This is a genomic window from Fusibacter ferrireducens, assembly GCF_015352425.1.
In the GTDB taxonomy this organism is placed as follows: Bacteria; Bacillota; Clostridia; order Peptostreptococcales; family Acidaminobacteraceae; genus Fusibacter_A; species Fusibacter_A ferrireducens.
The window spans coordinates 61,641-84,206 of sequence record NZ_JADKNH010000005.1 but is presented as its reverse complement, the minus strand read 5'-3'; the positions used below and the strand labels follow the sequence as shown (position 1 = coordinate 84,206).

The 22,566-nt window shown below is 39.0% G+C and carries 16 protein-coding genes; 7 read left to right on the top strand and 9 right to left on the bottom strand.

The features are described 5' to 3' along the window. Positions 1-25: 25 nt before the first annotated feature. From ISU02_RS09210 to ISU02_RS09200, 3 genes are all read right to left on the bottom strand, one after another. Positions 26-1,795 (bottom strand): ATP-binding protein, encoded by a 1,770-nt coding sequence (locus tag ISU02_RS09210; protein WP_194701539.1) that lies wholly within the window; start codon positions 1,793-1,795, stop codon positions 26-28. 23 nt (positions 1,796-1,818) lie between these two features. Beyond that, a complete protein-coding gene (gene yycF, locus ISU02_RS09205) occupies positions 1,819-2,511 on the bottom strand; it encodes a response regulator YycF (RefSeq protein ID WP_194701538.1) in 693 nt (230 codons plus the stop codon). Positions 2,512-2,759: 248 nt separating this feature from the next. Beyond that, positions 2,760-4,406, bottom strand: a complete 1,647-nt coding sequence (locus ISU02_RS09200) for a M23 family metallopeptidase (protein ID WP_194701537.1) — start codon at positions 4,404-4,406, stop codon at positions 2,760-2,762. Between the two features lie 428 nt (positions 4,407-4,834). On the opposite strand from ISU02_RS09200, the gene ISU02_RS09195 reads away from it, so the two are divergent. The 5 genes from ISU02_RS09195 (at position 4,835) to ISU02_RS09175 (ending at position 11,490) form a co-directional block, all read left to right on the top strand. Then, positions 4,835-5,869 (top strand): DnaD domain-containing protein, encoded by a 1,035-nt coding sequence (locus ISU02_RS09195; RefSeq protein WP_194701536.1) that lies wholly within the window; start codon positions 4,835-4,837, stop codon positions 5,867-5,869. A 16-nt stretch (positions 5,870-5,885) separates the two neighbouring features. Then, the gene (locus ISU02_RS09190; protein ID WP_194701535.1) at positions 5,886-6,866 is read left to right on the top strand and encodes an ATP-binding protein; all 981 of its coding nucleotides are present in this window, start codon (positions 5,886-5,888) and stop codon (positions 6,864-6,866) included. Between the two features lie 311 nt (positions 6,867-7,177). Further along, positions 7,178-9,073, top strand: a complete 1,896-nt coding sequence (locus ISU02_RS09185) for an aconitate hydratase (RefSeq protein ID WP_207736241.1) — start codon at positions 7,178-7,180, stop codon at positions 9,071-9,073. Further along, a complete protein-coding gene (locus ISU02_RS09180) occupies positions 9,067-10,053 on the top strand; it encodes an isocitrate/isopropylmalate dehydrogenase family protein (RefSeq protein WP_323985036.1) in 987 nt (328 codons plus the stop codon). The genes ISU02_RS09185 and ISU02_RS09180 overlap by 7 nt, the downstream gene beginning before the upstream one ends. A 33-nt stretch (positions 10,054-10,086) precedes the next feature. After that, on the top strand, positions 10,087-11,490 hold the full coding sequence (locus ISU02_RS09175) for a citrate/2-methylcitrate synthase (RefSeq protein ID WP_194701532.1): 1,404 nt from the start codon (positions 10,087-10,089) through the stop codon (positions 11,488-11,490). Positions 11,491-11,586: 96 nt separating this feature from the next. Here the strand turns inward: ISU02_RS09175 and ISU02_RS09170 are convergent, their stop codons facing one another. The 3 genes from ISU02_RS09170 to ISU02_RS09160 all read right to left on the bottom strand — a co-directional run bounded on the left by ISU02_RS09170 (position 11,587) and on the right by ISU02_RS09160 (position 15,664). Next, entirely contained in the window at positions 11,587-12,759 is a 1,173-nt protein-coding gene (locus tag ISU02_RS09170; RefSeq protein ID WP_194701531.1) for a sensor histidine kinase, read from the bottom strand. 269 nt (positions 12,760-13,028) lie between these two features. Continuing rightward, on the bottom strand, positions 13,029-14,312 hold the full coding sequence (locus tag ISU02_RS09165; protein ID WP_194701530.1) for an adenylosuccinate synthase: 1,284 nt from the start codon (positions 14,310-14,312) through the stop codon (positions 13,029-13,031). A gap of 152 nt (positions 14,313-14,464) precedes the next feature. Continuing rightward, entirely contained in the window at positions 14,465-15,664 is a 1,200-nt protein-coding gene (locus ISU02_RS09160) for a class I SAM-dependent methyltransferase (RefSeq protein WP_194701529.1), read from the bottom strand. Between the two features lie 126 nt (positions 15,665-15,790). Here ISU02_RS09160 and ISU02_RS09155 point away from each other — a divergent pair, with 126 nt between their 5' ends. Both ISU02_RS09155 and pepV read left to right on the top strand, forming a co-directional pair. Further along, positions 15,791-16,657 (top strand): zinc dependent phospholipase C family protein, encoded by an 867-nt coding sequence (locus tag ISU02_RS09155; protein ID WP_194701528.1) that lies wholly within the window; start codon positions 15,791-15,793, stop codon positions 16,655-16,657. Position 16,658: 1 nt separating this feature from the next. Further along, positions 16,659-18,050: a dipeptidase PepV gene (gene pepV / locus ISU02_RS09150; protein ID WP_194701527.1), complete on the top strand. Its 1,392-nt coding sequence runs from the start codon at positions 16,659-16,661 to the stop codon at positions 18,048-18,050. A gap of 116 nt (positions 18,051-18,166) precedes the next feature. Here pepV and galU read toward each other — a convergent pair whose 3' ends face one another. The 3 genes from galU to ISU02_RS09135 all read right to left on the bottom strand — a co-directional run bounded on the left by galU (position 18,167) and on the right by ISU02_RS09135 (position 22,366). Further along, complete coding sequence (gene galU / locus ISU02_RS09145; RefSeq protein WP_194701526.1) at positions 18,167-19,027, bottom strand: UTP--glucose-1-phosphate uridylyltransferase GalU; 861 nt, start codon at positions 19,025-19,027, stop codon at positions 18,167-18,169. Positions 19,028-19,034: 7 nt separating this feature from the next. Then, positions 19,035-21,449: an ATP-dependent DNA helicase gene (locus tag ISU02_RS09140; RefSeq protein WP_194701525.1), complete on the bottom strand. Its 2,415-nt coding sequence runs from the start codon at positions 21,447-21,449 to the stop codon at positions 19,035-19,037. Positions 21,450-21,616: 167 nt separating this feature from the next. Next, positions 21,617-22,366: a lytic transglycosylase domain-containing protein gene (locus ISU02_RS09135; protein ID WP_194701524.1), complete on the bottom strand. Its 750-nt coding sequence runs from the start codon at positions 22,364-22,366 to the stop codon at positions 21,617-21,619. Between the last annotated feature and the right edge of the window lie 200 nt (positions 22,367-22,566).

The following is a 22,566-nucleotide window of genomic DNA, read 5'->3' as shown; positions in this document are numbered from 1 at the left end:
AGATTACATAAGATTTAAAATGGCATTACACGTTAAGCGTTTCTTGAAACGGCAGAGAAATTGTAACTTTTGTACCCAATCCGTATTCAGAAGTAATTTCAATTTTACCGCGATGTGCTTCGACGATTTCTTTGGCGATTGAAAGGCCAAGCCCTGTGCCGCCAAGCGCTCTAGACCTTGCTTTATCTACTCTGTAGAATCGTTCGTAGATTCTATCGAGGTCTTCTTTTGGAATGCCCATCCCCGTGTCCATAACCACGATATCAAACCATTCACTGGTTTCCCCAGTCCTGAGTTCTACCTCGATTTGCCCGTCCTCTCCAGTGTATTTAATTGCATTGGAGAGAATATTGAGGATCACTTGTTCAATCTTGTCATAATCCACAACGGCGATTAAAGCTTTTTCTGGCAATTGTTTAATGATGGTCTGTCTCTTTTGATCTGCAGTAACCTTAACTTTAAAAACACAACTGTTGATCATCTGATTGATATTGTACTCATTTTTCTTAAGTCTAACCGTATCGGAGTCGAAGTTGCTCAGTTCTAGTAAATCTCTCACCAAACGCGACATTCTATCCGCTTCAGTGTTGACAACCTCTAAAAAAGTTCTTTGAAGTTCAGGGTCTTCAACACCGTCTAGAATCGTTTCCGTATAACTCTTTATACTGGTAAGAGGGGTTTTGAGTTCATGCGACACATTTGCCACAAACTCTCTTCGCATATTGTCTAGACGTTCTTCTTCCGTGATATCTTGAAGTACAAATACCGCCCCGACTTTCACAGACCTTTCATCTAGAAAAGGCGCAAAATTGACTTTTAGAACGCGTTTATTGTATTTGACGTTTTTAGTCCCAATACCCGTGCCCAATTTGCCGGAATTGTATATGGACATCAAATCCCCTATGATATCTTGATCTAAGACTTCATCAAATCCCAATAATTTTAAAGCCTTTGGGTTGTGGTGAATCACTTGGCCTTCTTCGTTAATGGCAACAAGGCCATCTTCCATATAATTGATAATGGCTTCCAGTTTACTCTTTTCTCTGGAAACTTCGCGAATGCCTTTTTTGAGCTCTAAAGTCAGGAAGTTAAAAGTTTTCGAAAGTGTTCCAATTTCGTCATCTGAACGAACTTCAACCATCTGATCAAAATTGCCCTCAGCCAACTTGGAGGCCTTTATAGTGATCTCGTTGATCGGATCCGTGATGCTCTTTGAAATGATAAAGCCGATAAAAATGGTCACGCCCAAAGAAGTCAATATGGCCTGAAGTATGATCATACGCGTCTTGTTAAGACTCGTATAGATATCCAAAAGATCAAATCTTAAGTACATCAATCCCACCAGTTTATTTGAAAACTTAATTGGATAGACCTTGTCCTTGGTCCTAACGTTCTCTGAAATTTGGATATTCTTTTCCACTTTCTGACCTAAAAGACCATCGATGACAAGACCGTCATCCAGTATATCCGATAGGTTGCCATCGAAATTCTCTGAACTCGAAGCAATAATTTGCTGGCTTTCAGCATCTATTATGAATATTTCCTCTCTCAGTCCGATATCTGCATGATTATCAATGGATGCTTGTATAAGCTTTTTATTACTCACTAAGTCACTGTCCTCAATTTTAGATAGCTCAGATATCATAATCTGAGCTATATCATCTAATCTTTCAGACGCAATGTTGAGGTTGTAATCCTCAAAAGACTGTATGATAAAAATACCTGCAATAATCATGGCGATGAACACAAGCAAGAAATAAATAATTGTAAATCGTGATCTTATGCTTGTAAACATTAACCCTCCCTTAAACGCCTTTTTTAGCTCTTTTTAAAGTAATAGCCTACACCGCGTTTAGTCATAATGTAAGTGGGTTCACTTGAATCATCTTCCACTTTTTCTCTAAGACGTCTAACGGTAACATCCACCGTTCTAATATCTCCGAAGTATTCATAGCCCCAGACATCTTTGAGAAGTTGTTCCCTTGTGAAAATCTGATTGGATTGTGTCGCCAAGAACTTCAAGAGTTCAAATTCTCTGAGCGTCAATTCAATCACTTCATTTTCTTTTTTGACTTCATATCGATCGAGATCTATATGAAGTTTGCCTGCTGTAATGATATTATTGCCACCTGAATCCACATCCAGGAGTTCAACTCTTCTAATGTTGGCTTTAACACGAGCGATTAGCTCTCTCATACCAAAAGGCTTTGTAATATAGTCATCTGCACCCAGTTCAAAACCAAGCACTTTATCTACTTCTTCTTCTTTTGCCGTCAACATAATGATGGGCATATTAAAGCTCTCTCTAATTTTTCTGCAAACTTGAAAGCCATCTAATTTAGGCAACATCACATCCAATAGTACCAAATCCGGTTGAAACTGATATACCTTTTTAAGCGCTTCATCACCATCAAATGCGGTATCAATTTCATAGCCTTCTTTCGACAAATTAAACTTGATAATATCCGAGATTGGCTTTTCATCATCCACAATCAAAATCTTTTTACTCATACTTCCGCCCCCTTATTGTGCGCATACTCATTTACATATATAACAATCTGTCCAAAGCGTTGAACTCATCCAGCCGTCCGTAACCTTTTGCGCCGTAATGATCGCGAAAGCTCATACACATCCGATTTGATTCAACATCCGTCATTTTATTTTTTTCAACTACACCCATTATATCTTATTATAATAAAGGTTTAAAGTCTTTAAAAAAAGGAAGCATAGCCCACGCTAACACTTCCTTCATTCTCAAATTAATAATTCACATACTTTGTTGGGTCTTGAGGAACACCATTTTTACGAACTTCAAAGTGGAGATGTGGTCCTGTGCTTCTCCCTGTGTTACCACTTTTGCTGATCACTTGTCCCTTGTAAACCTTATCGCCCTTTTTCACCAACAGCTTGCTGTTATGTGCATAAAGCGTAGACATGTTACCACCATGATCTATGATGATATAGTTTCCATAAGAACTGCTATAAGCTGCCAAAGTGACAACGCCACCATCCGCTGCCTTCACATCAGAACCGACTGGAAGTCCAATATCAATACCCTCATGACGTCTTCCCCATCGCCATCCGAATCCAGATGTGATAACACCTCTCGAAGTCGGCTTTGCCAGTACACCTGTACCCATTTTAGGCGGAGGATCTTTTGTCCCCTTGTAAACAACTTTATCAACTGGCTCGGAAATCACGGACTCTTCAATAATTATGCGTCCAATTTCTCTACCATTTTGACGTGTAATTTTAGCCACAACAGCTTTTTCACCAAGTACGCCTTTTACCTTTGTCTTCGTCTCTTCCTTGTAGAGAGAATTCGTCTCCTCATAAGTGACGTTAAAAGGCATTTCGGTGTTGTAAGCAGCTTGTTCAACTGTACAGACGCTGATTAGAGGTCGTGGTACAACCAAACTTATTTTTTGCCCGATCTGCAATGTTTCAGGCTTGACATTCGGATTTGCCTTTTCGAGATCAGAAGGGTTAATACCATAATAACTTGCAATGACCCAGTAGTTTTCACCCTTTTGAACTTCATGTAATTTCTCTTCTTTTGTGCCCTTCACAATGAATGCGAGTGCAGATTCCAATTCATCATAACCATTGAATTTAGTGATTTCAACATAACCTTTGTCGACTTCAACCTCTTCGCTGAAATAGGTTTCTAAAAATTCAACAGCTGCATTACTCGTGTACATCTTCTTAAGATCATCTAGCAATTGATTGGCTTCAGCCTCTGTTTTAAAATTACATAAAACATTGCCATTCGCTTTTATTTGATAGGACTCCAAACTTGCAAATCCTAAGTTTTCAATATATGGTTTTTCCAAAAGCGGTTCCGAAGAAACTGTTTTATTGCCCACTGAAACGATGTGCATTTCTCCTGTTGCCAAATCTATCGTAGGTGTCTTATGAATATGTGTCCACGCATAACCGCCTCCTGCTAAGGCAACAATGCCTGTCAAGACAGAAATCGCTATAATTTTATGTGTCTTAAATAACTCTAAAGACTTGCTCGCAAATGCTGAAATACGCTCTTTAAATTTGTCACCTGAAAATTTGAAAGAGAGATCTTTTCTCGATAAAGTCGATTTGTTCGTGCCCTTTTTCGATTTTGAATTTGACTTCTTATAATACGGGTTCGAATTCTGCTTTTTTTGTGCATTCAATCCTTTTATGTTCAGCACAGATTTCCAATCCTTTGTCTTTACGTATTTTACGAGTTTATTAAAGCCTACCATCAACATATATACAGGGTAGAATAACATTGCAATGATTCTGACAAGCCACTCGAGCACTCTCTCTTTTCTTGCAATATTTCGATCGCCTTTTATATAGTATTTCTGTGGTGTATGCTTATAGACCCGTTTCTGATACGTACGATTCTCTTTCTGTTTCCCCATCCTATACTCCTTTTAAGTAAGTGGTTTTGTATCATCTCTCTCTAAATCTACAAAAATACCTATTTTATTATATCACATGGAGAATTAGAGATAAATGTTTTAATTTTTTATTTTTTTTGAAAATCACGTCATCTACAATATATTGATTTATATTGTGATTATACAACAACATTATGGGGTTTTATTGAATAAAAAAAAGTGTTCTTCAGCTGCATCCTTTTATGATGGTGTCTATATTTAGGGCTTTATGCTATAATATTGCTACATTAACTTATGACTATAGAAAGTATGATTAGAGTGTCACATCCATTTAGCTTAATCCTTTCGCCCTTTGCTGTATCGTGTACCACTTATGGACGACAACACTTGGACGAAGGCTACTCTACTTTTGAAATTTGACACTCTAACAGTGTACTAAAGGGGGAAAAATGGGTTTTTATCGAAAAATACCATCATTTGATATCGGCGAACTCAATATTGAGAATATGTTCATTACAGATTTTCTCCCCATTGCCAGCGGCACGTATGTCAAAGTATACTTGATGGGGCTTTTATTTTCCAAAGAAGAAAATAAAAACTATCGCTTTGACAATGCTGTTCTTGCCAATATGTTGAAAATACCAATTGAAGACATACATGAAGCTTGGATCTATTGGGAAGGTAAAAAACTCATCGTAAGACATTTTCACGAAGATCAGGTGGCTTATGATGTTGAATTTTTATCTTTAAGGGAACTCTATATTTTAGATAACTTTGTTTCTAAATCCACAGCGCCCTCTAAGACAGCCTCTGCAAAAAATGCGGTGTTTGTGAAAGAAAACGAAAAATTTAAGGCGCTTTGTGCACGGATTGAAAAAATCATTGCAACGCCTTTAAAGCACGCCGATTACAGAAAAATCAACGATTTTTACACACACTATTATAAAAATGCCGACATTATTGTTCGCGCTTTTGAATACAACTACATTGAAAGAAATATCAGAAATATTAAAGCAATTGATTCTCTTTTAAACAGTTGGATTGATCAAGGTTTCAGTACAATTGAGGCCATTGATCAATCCATTGAGATGTCCACGCGCCGATTTAAAGTCTATAAAGAAGTTTTACGTATACTGGGGATGTCTTTTCGCATGGCAAATCAGGCGGAGAAAGAGGCCATTGACCGTTGGATAGATGAATATCACTTTGAACCCAACGACCTCTATGATCTGCTCAAAAGCTTTTCGAAAAGCACGATGAATATGAATTTCAACTATATTGAGACCCGTTTAAAAGATTTGCATGCTAGAAATATCTTGACATTTGAAGCCTATAGCCGAACTGAAAAACCCGAAAATACAGCTTCTCAAAAATCTATCCCGGCCAAATCACGCAAAAAACAATATACGATAGAAAAAGAACGCACCTATTCAGAGGATGAACTTGAAGCTTTACTCCTTAAAAAGGGAAAAAACTTGAAATGAATGAGGTTATTACTTTATGAATACATCTAATCCATACAGAGAGATCTTTGACAGTTACAAACGTCAACAAGAATTGAACAAACACGATCGCAAGGTCCGTAAAATGCTGCTATATGAAAGATTTCCGAGACTTCAGGAAATTGATCTTCAAATGAGCCAAATCGGAGCAGAAATTTCTAAAGCCATTATGAAATCCCCACAAGATGCGGAAATTATGTTGCAAGAACTCAAGCTCTCTTTAGACGCCTTAAAATCAGAAAAGGCGATGATTATGATCAAGAACAATATCCCTACGAATTACTTGGAACTCCAACCCAAATGTTCAAAATGTGGCGATTCAGGCTATCTTGAAACCAATGAACGCTGTTCTTGTTTCAATCAAAAACTCATCAGCGTCGCTTACCAAATGTCCAATATTGAAAAGCAAATGGAAAAACAAAATTTTGAGCACTTTAATCTCAAAGTGTTTTCTGATGAAGCGCTTGCAAAAGAATCACTTACCCAGCGCGAAAACATGATGCAAATTTTATCCGAAAGCGAAGCTTTTGTTGAGTCCTTCCCCAACAATAAAAACCTGTTGTTCTTTGGTTCAAGTGGTCTTGGGAAAACTTACCTTTGCAATTCAATTGCTAAAGCGCTTTTGGACAAAGGTTTTTCCGTTATCTATCAGACGCCTTTTGGCATCATCAATATCCTTGAAAAAAGAACCTTTACCGATAAAAACAACGAGTTTATCCAAATGGCATATCAACAACTCTTCGATTGTGATCTACTCATTATTGACGACCTCGGGACAGAGACTGCCAATAATTTTACCATCAATGAATTTTACAATATTCTCAACACGCGCATTCTCAATGAGAAAAGCGTCATTATCTCCACCAATATTAAGCTCTCTGAAATAGCTTCTTTCTATAATGATCGTATTGATTCTCGGATTAAAGGGCATTTTCAGCTCATCAAGTTTTATGGTCCAGATGTTAGATGGGAAGTATAACCCCTTTATCATTCATTGAATTAGAATACTTTCTCATTCATTAACTCAATATAAGATTGTAATACTACAATCGGCAATTCAATCACACATTCAAAACTGCAAGTCTCTTTGCAGTTTTTATCATTTTTAAAATAATTTCATACAAAAGTACGACTCAGAAAGACTTTTTTTAGAATGATCTCACTCATTTTGAAAGAAGTCTTTTAAAATGTTGCAAAAAAGTTTTTTTTTATGGAAAATCCTCTTGACCGAAACAAAGGTCTTATGTATAATTGTATACAATTATAATGTATACAAAGGAGGCTTCCCATATGAAATCACTATTTGATAAAATTATTGACGCTCACCTCATTTCACAGACAGAGGATGAAATTTGTATTAAAGTGCATCAGACATTGACTCAAGATACAACTGGCACTATGGCATATCTACAACTTGAAGCTATGCAGATCGAAAAAGTTGCCACTGAGCTTTCCGTTGCCTATATTGATCACAATACTCTTCAAACGGTTACAGAAAATGCTGATGATCATGAATACATCAAATCCTGTGCAGATCGGTTTGGCATCATACTCTCTAAAGCAGGTGGTGGCATCTGTCATCAGGTTCATCTTGAACGCTTTGCAAAGCCAACTAAAGTACTGTTGGGATCGGATAGTCATACGCCCACAGCTGGCGGCATCGGTATGCTCGCCATTGGTGCAGGGGGTTTAGACGTTGCCACTGCCATGGCAACAGGCAAATACTTTATTCGAAATCCTAAAAAGATGAAGATTCAACTCGATGGCATACCATCACCAGGCGTTACTGCTAAAGATATTATCTTAGTGATTCTTCAAAAGCTCACTGTAAAAGGTGGCGTCGGCTACATCATCGAATACGGCGGCGAGGGCATACGCTCACTGGATGTTCCGGATCGCGCTGTCCTGACCAATATGGGGGCTGAACTCGGTGCGACGACATCTATATTCCCAAGCGATTCCATCACACATGCCTTTTTAAAAAGACAAAATCGAGAAAGTGATTTCACGCCGTTATATGCAGAACCAGATGCCGTATATGATGATACGCTCATCGTCAACCTCAGTGAGATCATCCCAATGGTGGCCAAACCACACGCGCCGGATAATGTCACTTCCGTTTCTGAAATAGAGGGCTTGAAAGTCAACCAAGTGGCTATTGGCAGCTGCACAAATGCCTCCTTCTCAGATTTGATGCAAGTTGCAGCACTATTAAAAGGCAAGCAGATAGCCTCTCACGTAAGCCTTTCCATAACGCCAGGCTCAAGTAATGTATATACCATGCTTGCAGAAAACGGCGCACTTTCAGATATGATTAAAGCAGGTGCTCGAATTCTCGAACCTTCTTGTGGGCCTTGTATCGGCATGGGACAATCGCCAATCAGTGAAGGCGTTTCACTTAGGACTTTTAATCGAAACTTTAAAGGCAGATGCGGTACGCCTTCCGCAGGCGTCTATCTAGTAAGTCCACTTACAGCAGCACTTTCTGCGATCACGGGTCAAGTCACTGCACCTAAAACAGCTCAGCAGATAAAACTGCCTAAAAAGTTTACAACCAATGACAGTTTCTTGGTTCAACCCACCTGCAAAGGTGAAATTGTGAGAGGTCCAAACATCAAACCGCTGCCAGATAGCTTTGATGTAAGAGAAATCAAAAACGTCAAGGTTGGACTCATTACTGAGGATAACATCACCACAGACGACATTGTGCCTTCCACATCAAGTTTGTTGCCGTTTCGTTCTAATATTCCGTATCTTTCAGAGTATTGCTTTAAGAACATTGATCCCGAGTTTCCCGAAAGATGCAAATCCATGGACCATGTTCTCATTATCGGCGGTAAAAATTATGGGCAAGGTTCCAGCAGAGAACATGCCGCACTTGTGCCTCTTTATCTAAAGGTGAGAATTGTTTTGGCAAAATCGTTTGCTCGAATCCACAGATCTAATCTCATCAACGCAGGTATTGCGCCTATAGTCTTTAATAACCCAGATGATTATGATCTGATTACACCTGAAATGACTTTTGAAGTTCAAGGGCTTGAATCTGCCATATCGGAAGGAACAAATGTTTTTCTCACAAATGACAAATGCAAAATTGCAGCTCATTTTACAGGCTCCGAACGCGAGCGTCAAATACTTTTAAACCGTGGTTATTTAAATTACATCAAAATTGGAGGTTTATCGTGAAAATTACATTAATTAAAGGGGATGGCATCGGTCCAGAAGTCTCCGGAAGCACTCGATCCATTATAGATGCAGCGCTTGAACTTCACAGTGACTTAAAAATCGATTGGGAAGTATTCAATATTGTAGATGGACAACTCAGTGAGGCACTTTTCAAGAGTCTTGAAACGAATAAAGTAGCTATAAAAGGGCCCATTACAACGCCTATTGGATTTGGTTTTAAAAGCATCAATGTCTTTCTCAGACAAAAATACAATCTCTATGCCAATGTGAGACCCATAAAAAAAATTATCCCTACTCGATATGACGAATCCATCGACCTCGTCATCTTCAGAGAAAATACGGAAGGGTTATATGCCGGCATAGAACATGTTATTTCGGAAGATCATATCGTTGCAGAAAAAGTGACAACGCGTAGCGCATCCATGAAAATTGCAACAGCCGCATTTGAACATGCCCTAAAATTAAATGCTTCTAAAATCACCGTAGTTCATAAAGCCAACATTCTAAAACAATGCGACGGTCTCTTCTTAGAAACTGTCAGAGCTGTGGCCAAAAAATATCCAACAGTTGAATTGGTGGAGATGATCGTGGATAATACCGCTATGCAAATGGTGATGAAGCCCTCTCAATTCGGCATTATCGTCACTACAAATCTCTATGGCGATATCTTATCAGATCTTGCAGCTGGTCTGATAGGCGGCCTTGGACTTGCACCTTCCGCAAACATCGGTGAAGATATGGCAATCTTTGAACCCGTACACGGCAGTGCGCCAGATATTGCCGGTCAAAATTTGGCCAATCCGACGGCCTGCATTCTTTCCGGTGTCCTCATGCTTGAACATCTTGGCGAAATGAAAGCCGCACAGGCGATCACTCAAGCCATCACTGCCGTCTTGGATCATGCGGATACAAGAACCAAGGACCTAGGAGGAACACTTACAACGTCTGAGTTCACCGATGCCGTTATAAAAAGACTCTAAGGGGAAATTATAATTTATAAAGGGGGTGTCACTATGGGCTTTGCCGATATTTTTAATCAAGTTTTACCCGGTCAAAATACGGACTTAAAACAGCTAAAACTCACAAATCAGCACTTAGTTGATCTTGCGAATCAAAATAATGTCATTGCACCTGAAAATTTTAAACGATTTGATATTAAACACGGCCTCAGAAATAACAACGGTACTGGTGTCCTTGTAGGCATTACAGGCATCAGTGACGTTCACGGCTATCAGTTGATAGATGGAGAAAAAAGTCCTGATGAAGGACGTCTTTACTATCGTGGTATTGATCTCTATGATATTGTCAGTAAAAATGCTTCCAGTGGTACACGCTTGTTTGAAGAGACGATCTTCCTACTCCTCTTTGGACAACTTCCAAATCCACAAGAGCTTGAAGACTTCAACAATATGATTGATGCCTACAGACAATTACCCCAAGGTTTCACAGAAAATATGATTCTTAAGATTCCAAGCCAAGATATCATGAATAAGCTTCAGAGAAGTATTTTGGTCTTGTATTCACATGATGAACATCCTGATGAGCTTGCCGTTGAAAATCTTATTCTTCAGTGTATCAAACTCATTGCCCGGGTGCCCACCATTGTCTCCTATGGTTACCAAGCGAAACGCCATTATTTTGATCGCAAAAGTCTCTTCATACATGCACCCAAAGAGGGTGTGGGCACAGCAGAAAACATTCTGCACATGATTAGAAGCGATAACCAATATACTGAAACTGAAGCATCCACACTTGATTTGGCACTTGTGCTTCACGCAGATCATGGAGGCGGCAATAACTCTGCATTTGCTGTGCATGTGGTCTCATCCAGTGGCACAGACACTTATTCGGCCATCAGCACTGCAGTGGGCTCTTTAAAAGGACCCAAACATGGCGGCGCCAATAATCGCGTCAGAGATATGATGCTCGACCTCAACCAAAATGTCACCGATATTGGCAACGCAGACGAAATTAGAGCTTATCTTGAAAAAGTCATTAACAAAGAAGCCTATGATGGTTCAGGTCTAATTTATGGTTTGGGACATGCAGTCTATACTAAATCTGATCCAAGGGCTGTTATTTTAAAAGAAAAGGCAAGACAACTTGCCACTGAAAAAGGCAAGTTGAAGTTATTTTCACTTTATGAAAATGTGGAGCTCATCGGTATTGAACTCTTAAGAAAAAAGAAGGGGCCAGGTTTGACCATCTGTGCAAATGTGGATTTATACTCTGGACTTGTCTATCAATTGTTAGATATTCCTGAAGAACTCTATACACCACTCTTTGCAGTGGCACGTATGGCAGGATGGTGCGCACATCGAATTGAACAGGTTATGAGTGACACAAAGATCATCCGACCAGCCTATGTGTGTCCACATCAACGCCAAAAATACACACCGTTATCCGATCGGAAATAATGGATACAAAAAAGAGATCACGATTCATCGCCTTTTAGAAGGTTATGGATCGTGATCTCGTTTGATCATCTTTCTAATGCTATTTTCACGCTTCCGCTACTGTCGTTCATGAGCAATCACTTCCCGATTTATTGGCAATTTAATTGTGCAAGTCGTGCCTTCTCCAAATTCAGATACAATTTCAAGTTCTCCTCTTAGTTGATTGACGCGTTCATAAAGCCCTAAAAGGCCAAAAGAAGTATGTTCCATTTTTATTTTTTTTAAAGTCTTTTCTAAATCAAATCCCACACCATCATCCGCAACTATCAATCTAAGATACACGGCATCATATTCAAGTTCAATGTTGACTTGACTGGCTTTGGCATGCTTTTTTACATTGTTGAGAATCTCCTGTACGAGTCTGAACACTGCCACTTGTATGATTGCCTCCACAGGAAAAGTCATTTTCTTGATTCTCGTCTTTACGGAGATCTGATGCGTTTTACCATAGTTCACTGCATATGTTTCAATGGCTTCATTGAGACCGATTTCATCTAGAGACATCGGCCTCAAATCCTGAATGATATCTCTGACTTCTTTAAGAGCCTTCTTCGTAGCAGCTTTCATTTCAGCAAGCTCTCTCATGCCCTTTTCAAAATCATTTTTGATGATGCGTTCACAGAATTCCGCTTTCATAACGATGGAAGCAATCTGTTGAGCTGGGCCATCATGGATGTCTCGTGAAATTCTCCTGCGCTCGTTTTCCTGAGCCTCCAAAATTTTCACACCAAGAAGCATGCTCTCTGCGCCCATATCCTCAATTGCAGAGAATATCTCACCTTTTAAGTAGCTTACTGCAATCGTCACTTGATTGACCACATGTTCTGCATTTTGGATGTTTTTCATAGAGCGTTTCATGGATATCTCCAGCATAGAACGCCTTGTTTTGAGCAGTTCTTCTTCTTTGCGTATAGAAGTCAATTCTATTCTTACATCAGATGCCCTCTCATAAGCTTGCTTAATATCCTCTTCAGTATGTGTGTTAAAAGCCTTAGAAACGTTAGCTAGATGGTTTCTTACCATTTTATCCTTTATGGAAAGTCTATCGACTTCGCTGATGACACGGTCAATATCCCTTTTGAGGTTTGCAAGTTCCGCTTTAAGAAGATCATATTCTTCTCTGGCAGTCTCAACAATATCAAGCAATTGATCTCTACTGTCGTCTATCGCCTGTATGGTCTTGTTCATAATATTCTGCACTTCATCCATATGAATTACCTTGTTTTCCATGCCTCTCACCCCATTAAAATCATCTCACGCCAATTACATCAATGAATCTCTTAATTCCAATTTTTCTATTCTATACCCGCTCTACTGCAACCTAAAAACAGCTCCCCCAGTATTACACTATGTAATCATTGAGGAAGCTGATACTTTATATATAAACTTAATTATATCATACGCTCTATTTTTATATAATCAAGCCCCAGTTCTATTTTATCTAGGCCTATTGAATAAAAACTATCCCTAAATGTAAGACTGTCCATTTTAAAGTTTGCTTAATAGATGTCACCTCTGATGATTGTTTGGCTTCTCTTTGGTCCAACAGAGATGATTTTAGCAGGAATACCAACCAGTTCCTCAATGCGCTTAATATAATTTTGAGCGTTTACAGGTAACTTCTCAAACGTATCACATTCAGAAATATCTTCTTGCCATCCTGGAAGTGTTTCATAAATAGGTTTACACTGACCAAGCACATTAAGACTTGCTGGGAAATCATTTATCACTTCGCCGTTATATTCGTAACCCGTACAGATTTTAAGTGTCTCAAAACCCGAGAGCACATCCAGCAACATCAGAGCAATACAAGTCATTCCGTTGACACGTTGTGAATACTTCACCATAACCGTATCCAGCCATCCGCATCTTCTCGGTCTACCTGTGACTGTACCAAATTCTCTGCCTCTTTCTCGGATCAGATCGCCTACTTCGCTATCAAGTTCTGTAACAAATGGCCCCTTCCCAACTCTTGTCGTATAGGCTTTAGTGATGCCAACGACTTCGTTGATCTCATTCGGTCCAATGCCCGAACCGATTGTAAATCCACCCGATGTAGGATGTGAACTGGTGACATACGGATAAGTTCCATAGTCAAGGTCAAGTAAAGTGCCTTGAGCCCCCTCAAGTAAAACTTTTTTTCCTGCTCGAAGTGCTTCGTACACGATTACAGAAGTATCTCTGACAAAGGGCTTAATGGCCTCTGCATAGAGATTATATTTTTGGAGGGTTGCATCTATGTCAAGGGGTTCACCACCATAAATTTTAGTGATGATTTCATTTTTGTTTTCCATTTGTGATCTGAATATCTTTTCAAAGAAAGGGGCATCTATAAAATCACAGATTCTAATCCCACTTCTTTCAACTTTGTCCATATAACAAGGGCCAATGCCATTTTTTGTGGTCCCGATCATATCGGCACCTCTTGCCTCTTCAGCAAGTTTATCTATTTCTCTATGATACGGAAATACCACGTGTGCTCTATCTGAGATTCTAATTGAAGAAACATCAACACCTTTTTGTTTTAAGCCTTCAATTTCGTTTAAAAATCCCTCTGGATCAAACACGACGCCATTGCCAATGACATTAATCGTATCTTTGTTTAGAATACCTGATGGAATTAATCGCAGTGCATACTTTTGGTCTCCAACAACTACAGTATGTCCTGCATTGTTTCCACCTTGACCGCGTACAACAACATCAGCCTGTTTTGAAAGATAATCAATAACTTTTCCTTTTCCTTCGTCGCCCCACTGTGCGCCTACAATAACAACAGTTGACATAAAAACACCTCACTTTATATAATCAGTCATTTTCAAAGCATAATCGCTTCAAAGGTGTGACTTTAATAGCACATCAAATTATTCCATAGTCATATTAACAGAATGGTCCCGCAAAGTCAATTGAATTCCGAATTATTTCAGAACATAAATATTTATAATTCGTCATTATACGAATGCAATTTATCATGAAAGACTTGTCCAAGTGCTTTCTCAATATGAGGTTTCACAGAAAAGTAATTTCGATAATCCACGTAGGTTTTCACTGCGACTTGCTCATCTGCCTTGGTTTTGTCTTTTAAATAGGCCCTTATGAGTATGTTTTTCGGCGTATGCTCTAAGTCTATGAACTCAAGCATCTGAGTTTCATAAGACATGACTTCAAGCGCGGTCATTCTAAGGGTGTCTGTCACTAAAGTTGCAAATTTATCTCTGATAATACCATGCCTTAAAAGCGGCTCTAAATTGGGTTGCTCAATCTGATTAAAGAGTTCATGCTGACAACAAGGCACCGCAAAAATCACCTTGGCATGCCAAGCGCATGCCTTTCCAAGCGCTTCATCTGTAGCAGTATCACAAGCGTGCAGTGAAACCACCATATCAACATTGCCTTTGTACTTATAATCTTTTATATCACCCAGTTCAAATCTAAGCCCTGTATATTTCAAATCCTTTGCCACTTGATTGCAGTATTCAATAACATCCTCTTTTAAATCAAGGCCAATAATCTCTACCTCAAGCCCTTTTTGAGTCACCAAATAGTGATAAAGCGCAAAAGTCAAATAAGCTTTGCCACATCCAAAATCAATGATCTTAATAGGACCATTTTCGCTTTTAAGAACATCCAGTGCATCTTCTACAAATTCTAAATATTTATTGAGTTGTCTGTATTTATCATATTTTTTCTTATAGACTTTCCCAGAGGCATCCATCACCCCAAGTGCCTCTAAAAAATCACATGGCGTGCCCTCTTTAAGAATATAGTTCTTTTCTCTATTATGAGATAAGTTTATTCCAAATTTAGTCGGTGCCTTTTTGAGCAAAGTGCCTTTTCCCTTTTTACTGAAAAGAATTTGATAATCCTGTTCCGATGTAAATATGACCCCCTGTTTAAAATATGCGCCCAAGAGTTCACTGAGCACGCCCATCAAAGCCTCTCCATCTAAATTCTCGTGCTTCACCTTCTGCTCATAAAAATAGGAAACATGATAGAGATATCTTTCTTTAATGAGCACTGGCTTGATCTCTACTTTTTGATAAGTCTTTTCAACGCCCTTCTTAACATTACTCAATACCATCTGTATTATTTTTTCTTCATCAATAAGGGTTTTACAAAGTGCTGTGATAGTCTCCATGATCATCCTCTTTTCCTAATTTTTTTAGCCGTTATTATTTTACAGCGATTCTTTTGGAAACACAAGTTTTATGATTTGGTGTATAATATGATGAAGTGAATCAAATCTATTGTCGAGGTGATTGTCTTGCCAGATTTTTGGAGCCATCATATTGCCGCTCAAAAAGCATACACGCGTTACTTACAATTTAAGGACTCAAAACCAAGCTTTGAAGGTGATCTGATGAAAGATTACTGCTTCGGTGCGCAGGGTCCTGATTTTTACTATTATATCCATCAGATAAACCCTTTTTCAAAAAGGCATTACAGTGCACTTGGGACACATTTTCATCACCATGATGTCCATAGGACACTCGAACTGTTGATTGACTGTGCCATCGAGAGTACACATCCCCCAATAAGGGCTTATGTTGCTGGCTACCTAACACATTATATTCTGGATGCTGAGTGTCATCCACATATCTGTTCGCATGCCCCTGAGCCACGCGCTCATAAGGTTTATGAACTCGCTTTGGATGCATTGTGCGTGACCTATTATGAACAGGTTCCTATTCATACCCTGACGGTAACGCCTTATAAAAATCATGCCACGGCATATTTAAAGCATTTATGGTCTCCTATACTGCATTCACTCTCTATAAATTCCAGTATTTTGAGTAAGGATTTCGATTCTGCCTATGATGACATGTTCGTCATACAAAAAGTGTTGCTCTCTGATCTCATTGGCAAAAACCCATGGGTTCAGAATTTTTCAAAACTCTTTAAGTACGATTTGTCTCAGCTCATGTATCCCAATCATTTTACAGAAACAGACCTCAAATCACTTAAATTTGATGCTTTCAACATCCATTTTAATCAAGGCATTGAACAGTCCAGTACGATGTTAAAAAAACTCGACGATTTATATGCTGAAGATTTATCCAAAGAGGCTTTCCTGAAATGGCTTGTGAAAGGTGATTATCTTGGCAATCCTATAAAAAACGGAGGTAAATAACATGACTTTTGAAAAAACGGTTCAACTCTTTAAAGATGAGGTCATTCAATCCACACGAGAACTCATCCAAATTAAAAGTGTCAAAGCGCCGGCTCAGGGCGATATGCCATTTGGAAAGGGCATTCAAGACGCACTTGAATACACCTTGTCCCTCGGTGATGCCTTAGGTTTTAAGACGAAAAATATGGAGAATCATGTCGGTTATATCGAATTTGGAGAAGGCAAAGAAATGGTCGGTATCTTATGTCATCTTGATGTGGTCCCTGAAGGCGATCAATGGACCTATCCACCTTTTAGCGCCACAATCGCCAACGATAGAATTTATGGGCGAGGCGCTATAGATGATAAAGGCCCTGCAATCGCCAGCTTATATGCGATGAAAGCACTTAAGGATATTGGCATTGAACCTAAGAAAAGAGTACGCCTCATTCTCGGAACAGATGAGGAAAGTGGCAGTTCATGTATCAAACACTATTTAAAACACGAGGAAGTTCCCACCGTTTCCTTTAGTCCTGATGCAGATTTCCCAGTAATTCATGGTGAAATGGGAATCATCGTTTTTAAACTTGAAAAGACCTTCACGGATAAATGTGAGGATGGCGGCATCAAAATTCTAAGCCTCAAAGGGGGCAATGCCCCTAATATGGTGCCTGATTATGCAGAAGCGCGTCTGATTGAAAATCATCCAATTAAAGAAATCTTAACGGCTTATAACGCCACAAAGGGCACTCAAATCGAGTATATAAAAGAAGATCATGTTACCGTTTTAAAATCCTACGGCGTTTCAGCTCACGGAAGCGCACCTGAAAAAGGCAAAAATGCCATTTCTGCACTGATTCAGTTTTTGGACTTAATCGATATGGAAATTGGAGACCTATCAAACTTTATACGCTTTTTAAGCAGAACCATTGGCATGGAAACCAACGGTCAAAGTTTTGGTATTGGCCTGAAAGATGAGTACAATGAACTCGTTTTCAATCTTGGTCTCATAGAGCTCGATGAGGATCACGGCTCAGTCGTTGTAAATGTAAGATATCCCATTACGACAAAAGAAAAACTTGTAAAAGCCGGTGTGGAGAGTACACTTCAAGACACAGGCATCCAAATAACAAAATGGCGTGGTGTGGATCCTTTGTTCTTCAAGCCAAACCATCCTCTCGTTAAGACACTGATGAAGGTCTATCGAGATCGCACTGGTGATCTAGACTCTAAGCCGATAACCATAGGGGGTGGCACTTATGCTCGAAGCATGCCCAATTCTGTGGCCTTTGGCGCATTACTCCCTGGTAGAGAAGACACGATGCATCAGAGAGATGAGTATATTGAAATTAAAGATCTTCTAAAGATCACCGAAATATATGCATCTGCCATTTATGAGCTCTTAATGTTGTGATTTTCACTGTTGTGATTTTTATAAAAATCAAGCACATTCATGAAATTAATGAAGCAAATTAAAGTCCATTAAAAAAGGGTGCTGAACATACAATTATGTGTTCAGCACCCCTCTTTTTATATAATTGTTCTTAAATACGCTCTAAAGTCCTCAGACAGTTCTTCATTTCTCAAGGCATACTCAACAGTGGCCTTTAAATAACCCAGTTTATCGCCTGTATCGTATCGCTTGCCATCAAATTCATAAGCATAAATTTCTTTGTGCTCCAAAAGCAATTTAAGCGAGTCCGTCAATTGAATTTCATCCCCTTTGCCCAGAGGCGTTTTTTCAATCATCTCGAAGATGTCCGCTGTCAGAATATAACGTCCCATAATCGCAACGTTAGAAGGCGCTTCATCTATGGCAGGCTTTTCAACCAAATTTTTGACTTCATATAAATCGTCATCCACTTTGATTCCCCCCACAATGCCATATTTATTGACTTGATCTTCAGGGACAGATTGCACGCCAATTATGGTGCTTTCATACTTTTCATACATGTCTGCAAGCTGTTTAATGCATGGCGTCTTAGAGTAGACGAGATCGTCTCCCAATAACAGTGCAAAGGGCTCGTCGCCAACAAATGTCTTTGCGCAGTACACCGCATGACCGAGTCCTTTTGCATCTCTCTGACGCACATAGTGTATGTTGGCCATATTTGAGATGCGCTCTGTTAAATCAAACAGATCTTCCTTGTGCTTATCTTTTAAAAGTAATTCGAGTTCTGGTGAACGATCAAAATAATTTGGAATCTCTTCTTTATTTCTGCCAATAATAATGAGTATATCCTCAATGCCGGCGTCAATGAGTTCCTCAACATTGTAGTGAATTGCTGGGCGATCTACGATGGTCAACATCTCTTTAGGCATTGATTTTGTCGCTGGTAAAAATCTAGTTCCAAATCCTGCTGCAGGTATAACGGCTTTTCTTACTTTCATCGTTTGGTCACTCCTCCCAAAAATTTTGAATGATTTCCTTTGAAGTTTCTCTACGAGCTGTGGTATGTCCCCAGTCTCTTGGTAAAAGTCTCTTATAATAGCGGTTGGATAGTCGTTTATCGAGCAAGATGATGACACCTCGATCCGTCTCACTCCTTATAACTCGGCCTGCGCCTTGCATGACTTTGTTAATGCCTGGATACTGATAAGCATATTCAAAGCCTTGCTGATTGTAATCGTCAAAGTAAGCTTTAATGAGATTGTTTTCGAAATTCATCATTGGTAGCCCAACACCTATGAGCGCAACGCCTATGAGCAAGTTCCCAGTGAGGTCAATGCCCTCTGAAAAAACACCCCCAAGAACCGCAAAGCAGATAAGTGATTTGCCTCTACGAACTGCCGCCGTACACTCATCTGTATTTCTGAGGTTATGATGGTGTTCAAATTGATAGAGAAATGCCTCTTTGTCTTGATCATCCATTTCACGCTCTTGAATAATTATATCAAATTCAGACGCATATTGGGTTATAAATAAATCCGTCACATGTTTCAAGTATGTGTATGATGGCAAAAATACCATATAATTACCCTCTTTACTCATACCCATATTATAAAGATAATCACAGATCGGCAAAAGTGCTGCCTCTCGATCTTTATATTTCACAGAAACATCTTCACTGAAAAGCACTAGTTTTCGATTTGGATCAAAAGGCGAAGGCAATTTCAGCTTTTTCGCATTGTCATCTCCTGAGAGAATCTTTTGATAATAATCTAGTGGCGATAAAGTCGCCGAAAAAAAGATTGAGGCCTTGCTGTTGTTGATAAATCGCATCAGTTGTGACGCTGGGTTAATACAAAAGAGCTTAAAGGTCGTTTTAGAGCTATTGCCCTCTGTGATATAAAAGAGAAAACCATCATCATAGAGTTCGCTAATTCTCAAATAAGTTAAAATCTCAAAATAAAAATCAAGTACCAGATCATAAATTTCAGAACTTTGGCTTTTAACAAGCCATTTTTCAATCACAGAAGCCCTTCTTTTAAGTTGTGTATAAATATCAGCGACTTCCTCTTTATCCACATAAATGCCGTCTTCATCACATCGCTTACGAATCTCCAGCATCATCTTATTGATCCCTTCCATCTGTTTCATAAGGGATTTGTCATAAGCTTTAATCTCATTTTTAATAGCCATCACTTTATCTTTGTGGAGCTCTGCTGAATACATCGTTCTTGCCCGATCCACAAGATTGTGCGCCTCATCGACCAAGAATGCAAAACTCTCTGTGGGCGCATCGAAAAAACGTCTTAAATAGACTCTGGGATCAAAGGCATAATTGTAATCACAAATAATCACATCTGCAAAGAGCGCCACATCTAGTGAAAATTCATAGGGACATATGTGATGCTTTTGGGCATAGATTTCAACGGTGTCCCGACTGAGTACCACATCGTTGTGAAGCAAATCCCAAAGCGCATCATTGCATCTATCAAAATGACCTTTTGCATGGGTGCATTTATCTGGATAGCAAGTCGCCTGATCTAAAAAGCATATTTTATCTTTTGCAGTCAGCGTCAGTGCCTTGAGTTTAAGCGCATTATCACTGTGATTATAGAGGACCTTTAAAGTATCCTCAGCAACTTTCTTCGTAATTGTCTTGGCACTTAGGTAAAAAATTTTATCTACAAGCCCCTCATGCATCGCCTTCAACGTTGGAAAAAGAGATGAAATGGTCTTGCCTATACCCGTTGGCGCCTCAATAAAAGCATTCTGTCCATTTTTAAATGCATTATAGACGCTTACTGCCATTTCTCTTTGTCCCTTGCGATAGTTTGCAAATGGGAAAGTCAAGTCGTTTAAGCTATTATTGCGTATTTTTTGCCAGTTTTTCCTATAAATAACCCACTTTTTATACTGTGCCACTGTGGTCTCAAAAAAAGAGACCAGTACATCGCGCTTATAAGGCACTTTGATCCGCTTGACGCTTAAGGATTCAAAATCAGCATAGGTGAGCTGTATGGTAATTGCATCCAGCCCCTCTTCTTCACAAAATATCGCACCGTAAATTTTAGCTTGTGCCCAGTGAAGCGGGTATGTATGCTCGTCAATATCCTCCAAAAAAGTACTTGTGCTCTTTATCTCATCTATTGTAAAGCCTTCTTCTGTCTTCAGTATGCCATCTGCTCTACCACTGACCACAAGTTTAACAGGCACCTGGTCGTGGGGATCATCAAATTCAAAGGACTTTTGTAAAAAGACTTCTTTATCATAATCCATTCCCTGAGAGTTTTGTATGCGTTGATGAATGCGTGTGCCTTCAGCCGCTCTGGACTTGCCTTGAAATCTCAAATCCAAATCGCCACTTCTGTACACAAACTCCACAAGACCTCTTACAGATATTTTGCTCAAATATTGATCTGCCATATCTAGTCCATCCTCATCAGTTTAACGCATTTCGATGTGACTTTGATTAGAAATACATTAAAATTTATCATTGAACATGTGTTCTTATCCATTGTACCAAAAAAAGTGAAAAAGAGCCATAGCTTTAAGCATGGCTCCCTGTTGAGCAGTTGCATTATTAGTTACACTTAATGATTTAGAGCCACGTACTTTTTCTCTTTTCTGAGCACAGATCTTGAATAAGTTGTGGAATATGTTTGATTCAACGCATAATACTTTTCTAGATTATATGGTCCTCGATTGTACTCTGACAGAATTCTCTCAAAGTTTGATCCATGCGAATTCATTAGAATATCAAGATACTTTACACCCAAAGCGATGTTGTAATCAGCATCAAAGATGCGATCTGGATCGTATTTCAACCCAAGTTCATCGCCATACTCTGTTGCCAGCCATTTTTCTGTACCGGGTATAATTTGCATAAGACCTCTATCTTGATCTGCACCGACTAAATGCTCGTCAAAATTGCTTTCAATTTCCATAATGGATAACACCAATGACACAGGGACATCATATTGATCCGTGTACTTTACAAGTGCAAGTGCACTCTCTGAATCCAGAGGCGTCTCATTTGCTATCTTTTGACTTCTTTCCAGCTGCGATGAATCAAATTCACTAAAATTAATAAACTTGGACAATCGTTTAAACTCATCAACCATATCGGATTGATCTGATAAAGTGCTTTTTGCATTTTCTAATGATGCGGTTAGGGTTTCAATTTTATCTTCTTGTGCTGTTATTTGAGATGTTAATAATGCACGCTCGTTTTCATAAGCTTCGATTTTTTGTACTGCTTTGATCTGCTGGAAGGCCAGCGCGATCACAATGAGTAGTAGCATAGCAAAAGCACTATAAAAAATCTTCTGACTTGCTTTCATGTTTTATCAACCTTTCTAAAAAAAATGAAACATAGCTACGCGCTATGTTTGTTTTGACTTTTCAAATTATAACACACTCCAAAAGTCTGTCAATTAATAAAATGTAACTTATGTTGTTAACCACTAAACAACTAAACATTTTTCCTTAATTTTACACCTTCGAATCGGTTGATATTACTGAGTACTTATGAAATTATTCA

Excerpts from the sequence above, each read along its gene's own strand:
- ISU02_RS09210 (WP_194701539.1), bottom strand. The coding sequence starts at position 1,795 with ATGTTTACAAGCATAAGATCACGATTTACAATTATTTATTTCTTGCTT.
- yycF (WP_194701538.1), bottom strand. The coding sequence starts at position 2,511 with ATGAGTAAAAAGATTTTGATTGTGGATGATGAAAAGCCAATCTCGGAT.
- ISU02_RS09200 (WP_194701537.1), bottom strand. The coding sequence starts at position 4,406 with ATGGGGAAACAGAAAGAGAATCGTACGTATCAGAAACGGGTCTATAAG.
- ISU02_RS09195 (WP_194701536.1), top strand. The coding sequence starts at position 4,835 with ATGGGTTTTTATCGAAAAATACCATCATTTGATATCGGCGAACTCAAT.
- ISU02_RS09190 (WP_194701535.1), top strand. The coding sequence starts at position 5,886 with ATGAATACATCTAATCCATACAGAGAGATCTTTGACAGTTACAAACGT.
- ISU02_RS09185 (WP_207736241.1), top strand. The coding sequence starts at position 7,178 with ATGAAATCACTATTTGATAAAATTATTGACGCTCACCTCATTTCACAG.
- ISU02_RS09175 (WP_194701532.1), top strand. The coding sequence starts at position 10,087 with ATGGGCTTTGCCGATATTTTTAATCAAGTTTTACCCGGTCAAAATACG.
- ISU02_RS09170 (WP_194701531.1), bottom strand. The coding sequence starts at position 12,759 with ATGGAAAACAAGGTAATTCATATGGATGAAGTGCAGAATATTATGAAC.
- ISU02_RS09165 (WP_194701530.1), bottom strand. The coding sequence starts at position 14,312 with ATGTCAACTGTTGTTATTGTAGGCGCACAGTGGGGCGACGAAGGAAAA.
- ISU02_RS09160 (WP_194701529.1), bottom strand. The coding sequence starts at position 15,664 with ATGGAGACTATCACAGCACTTTGTAAAACCCTTATTGATGAAGAAAAA.
- pepV (WP_194701527.1), top strand. The coding sequence starts at position 16,659 with ATGACTTTTGAAAAAACGGTTCAACTCTTTAAAGATGAGGTCATTCAA.
- galU (WP_194701526.1), bottom strand. The coding sequence starts at position 19,027 with ATGAAAGTAAGAAAAGCCGTTATACCTGCAGCAGGATTTGGAACTAGA.
- ISU02_RS09140 (WP_194701525.1), bottom strand. The coding sequence starts at position 21,449 with ATGGCAGATCAATATTTGAGCAAAATATCTGTAAGAGGTCTTGTGGAG.
- ISU02_RS09135 (WP_194701524.1), bottom strand. The coding sequence starts at position 22,366 with ATGAAAGCAAGTCAGAAGATTTTTTATAGTGCTTTTGCTATGCTACTA.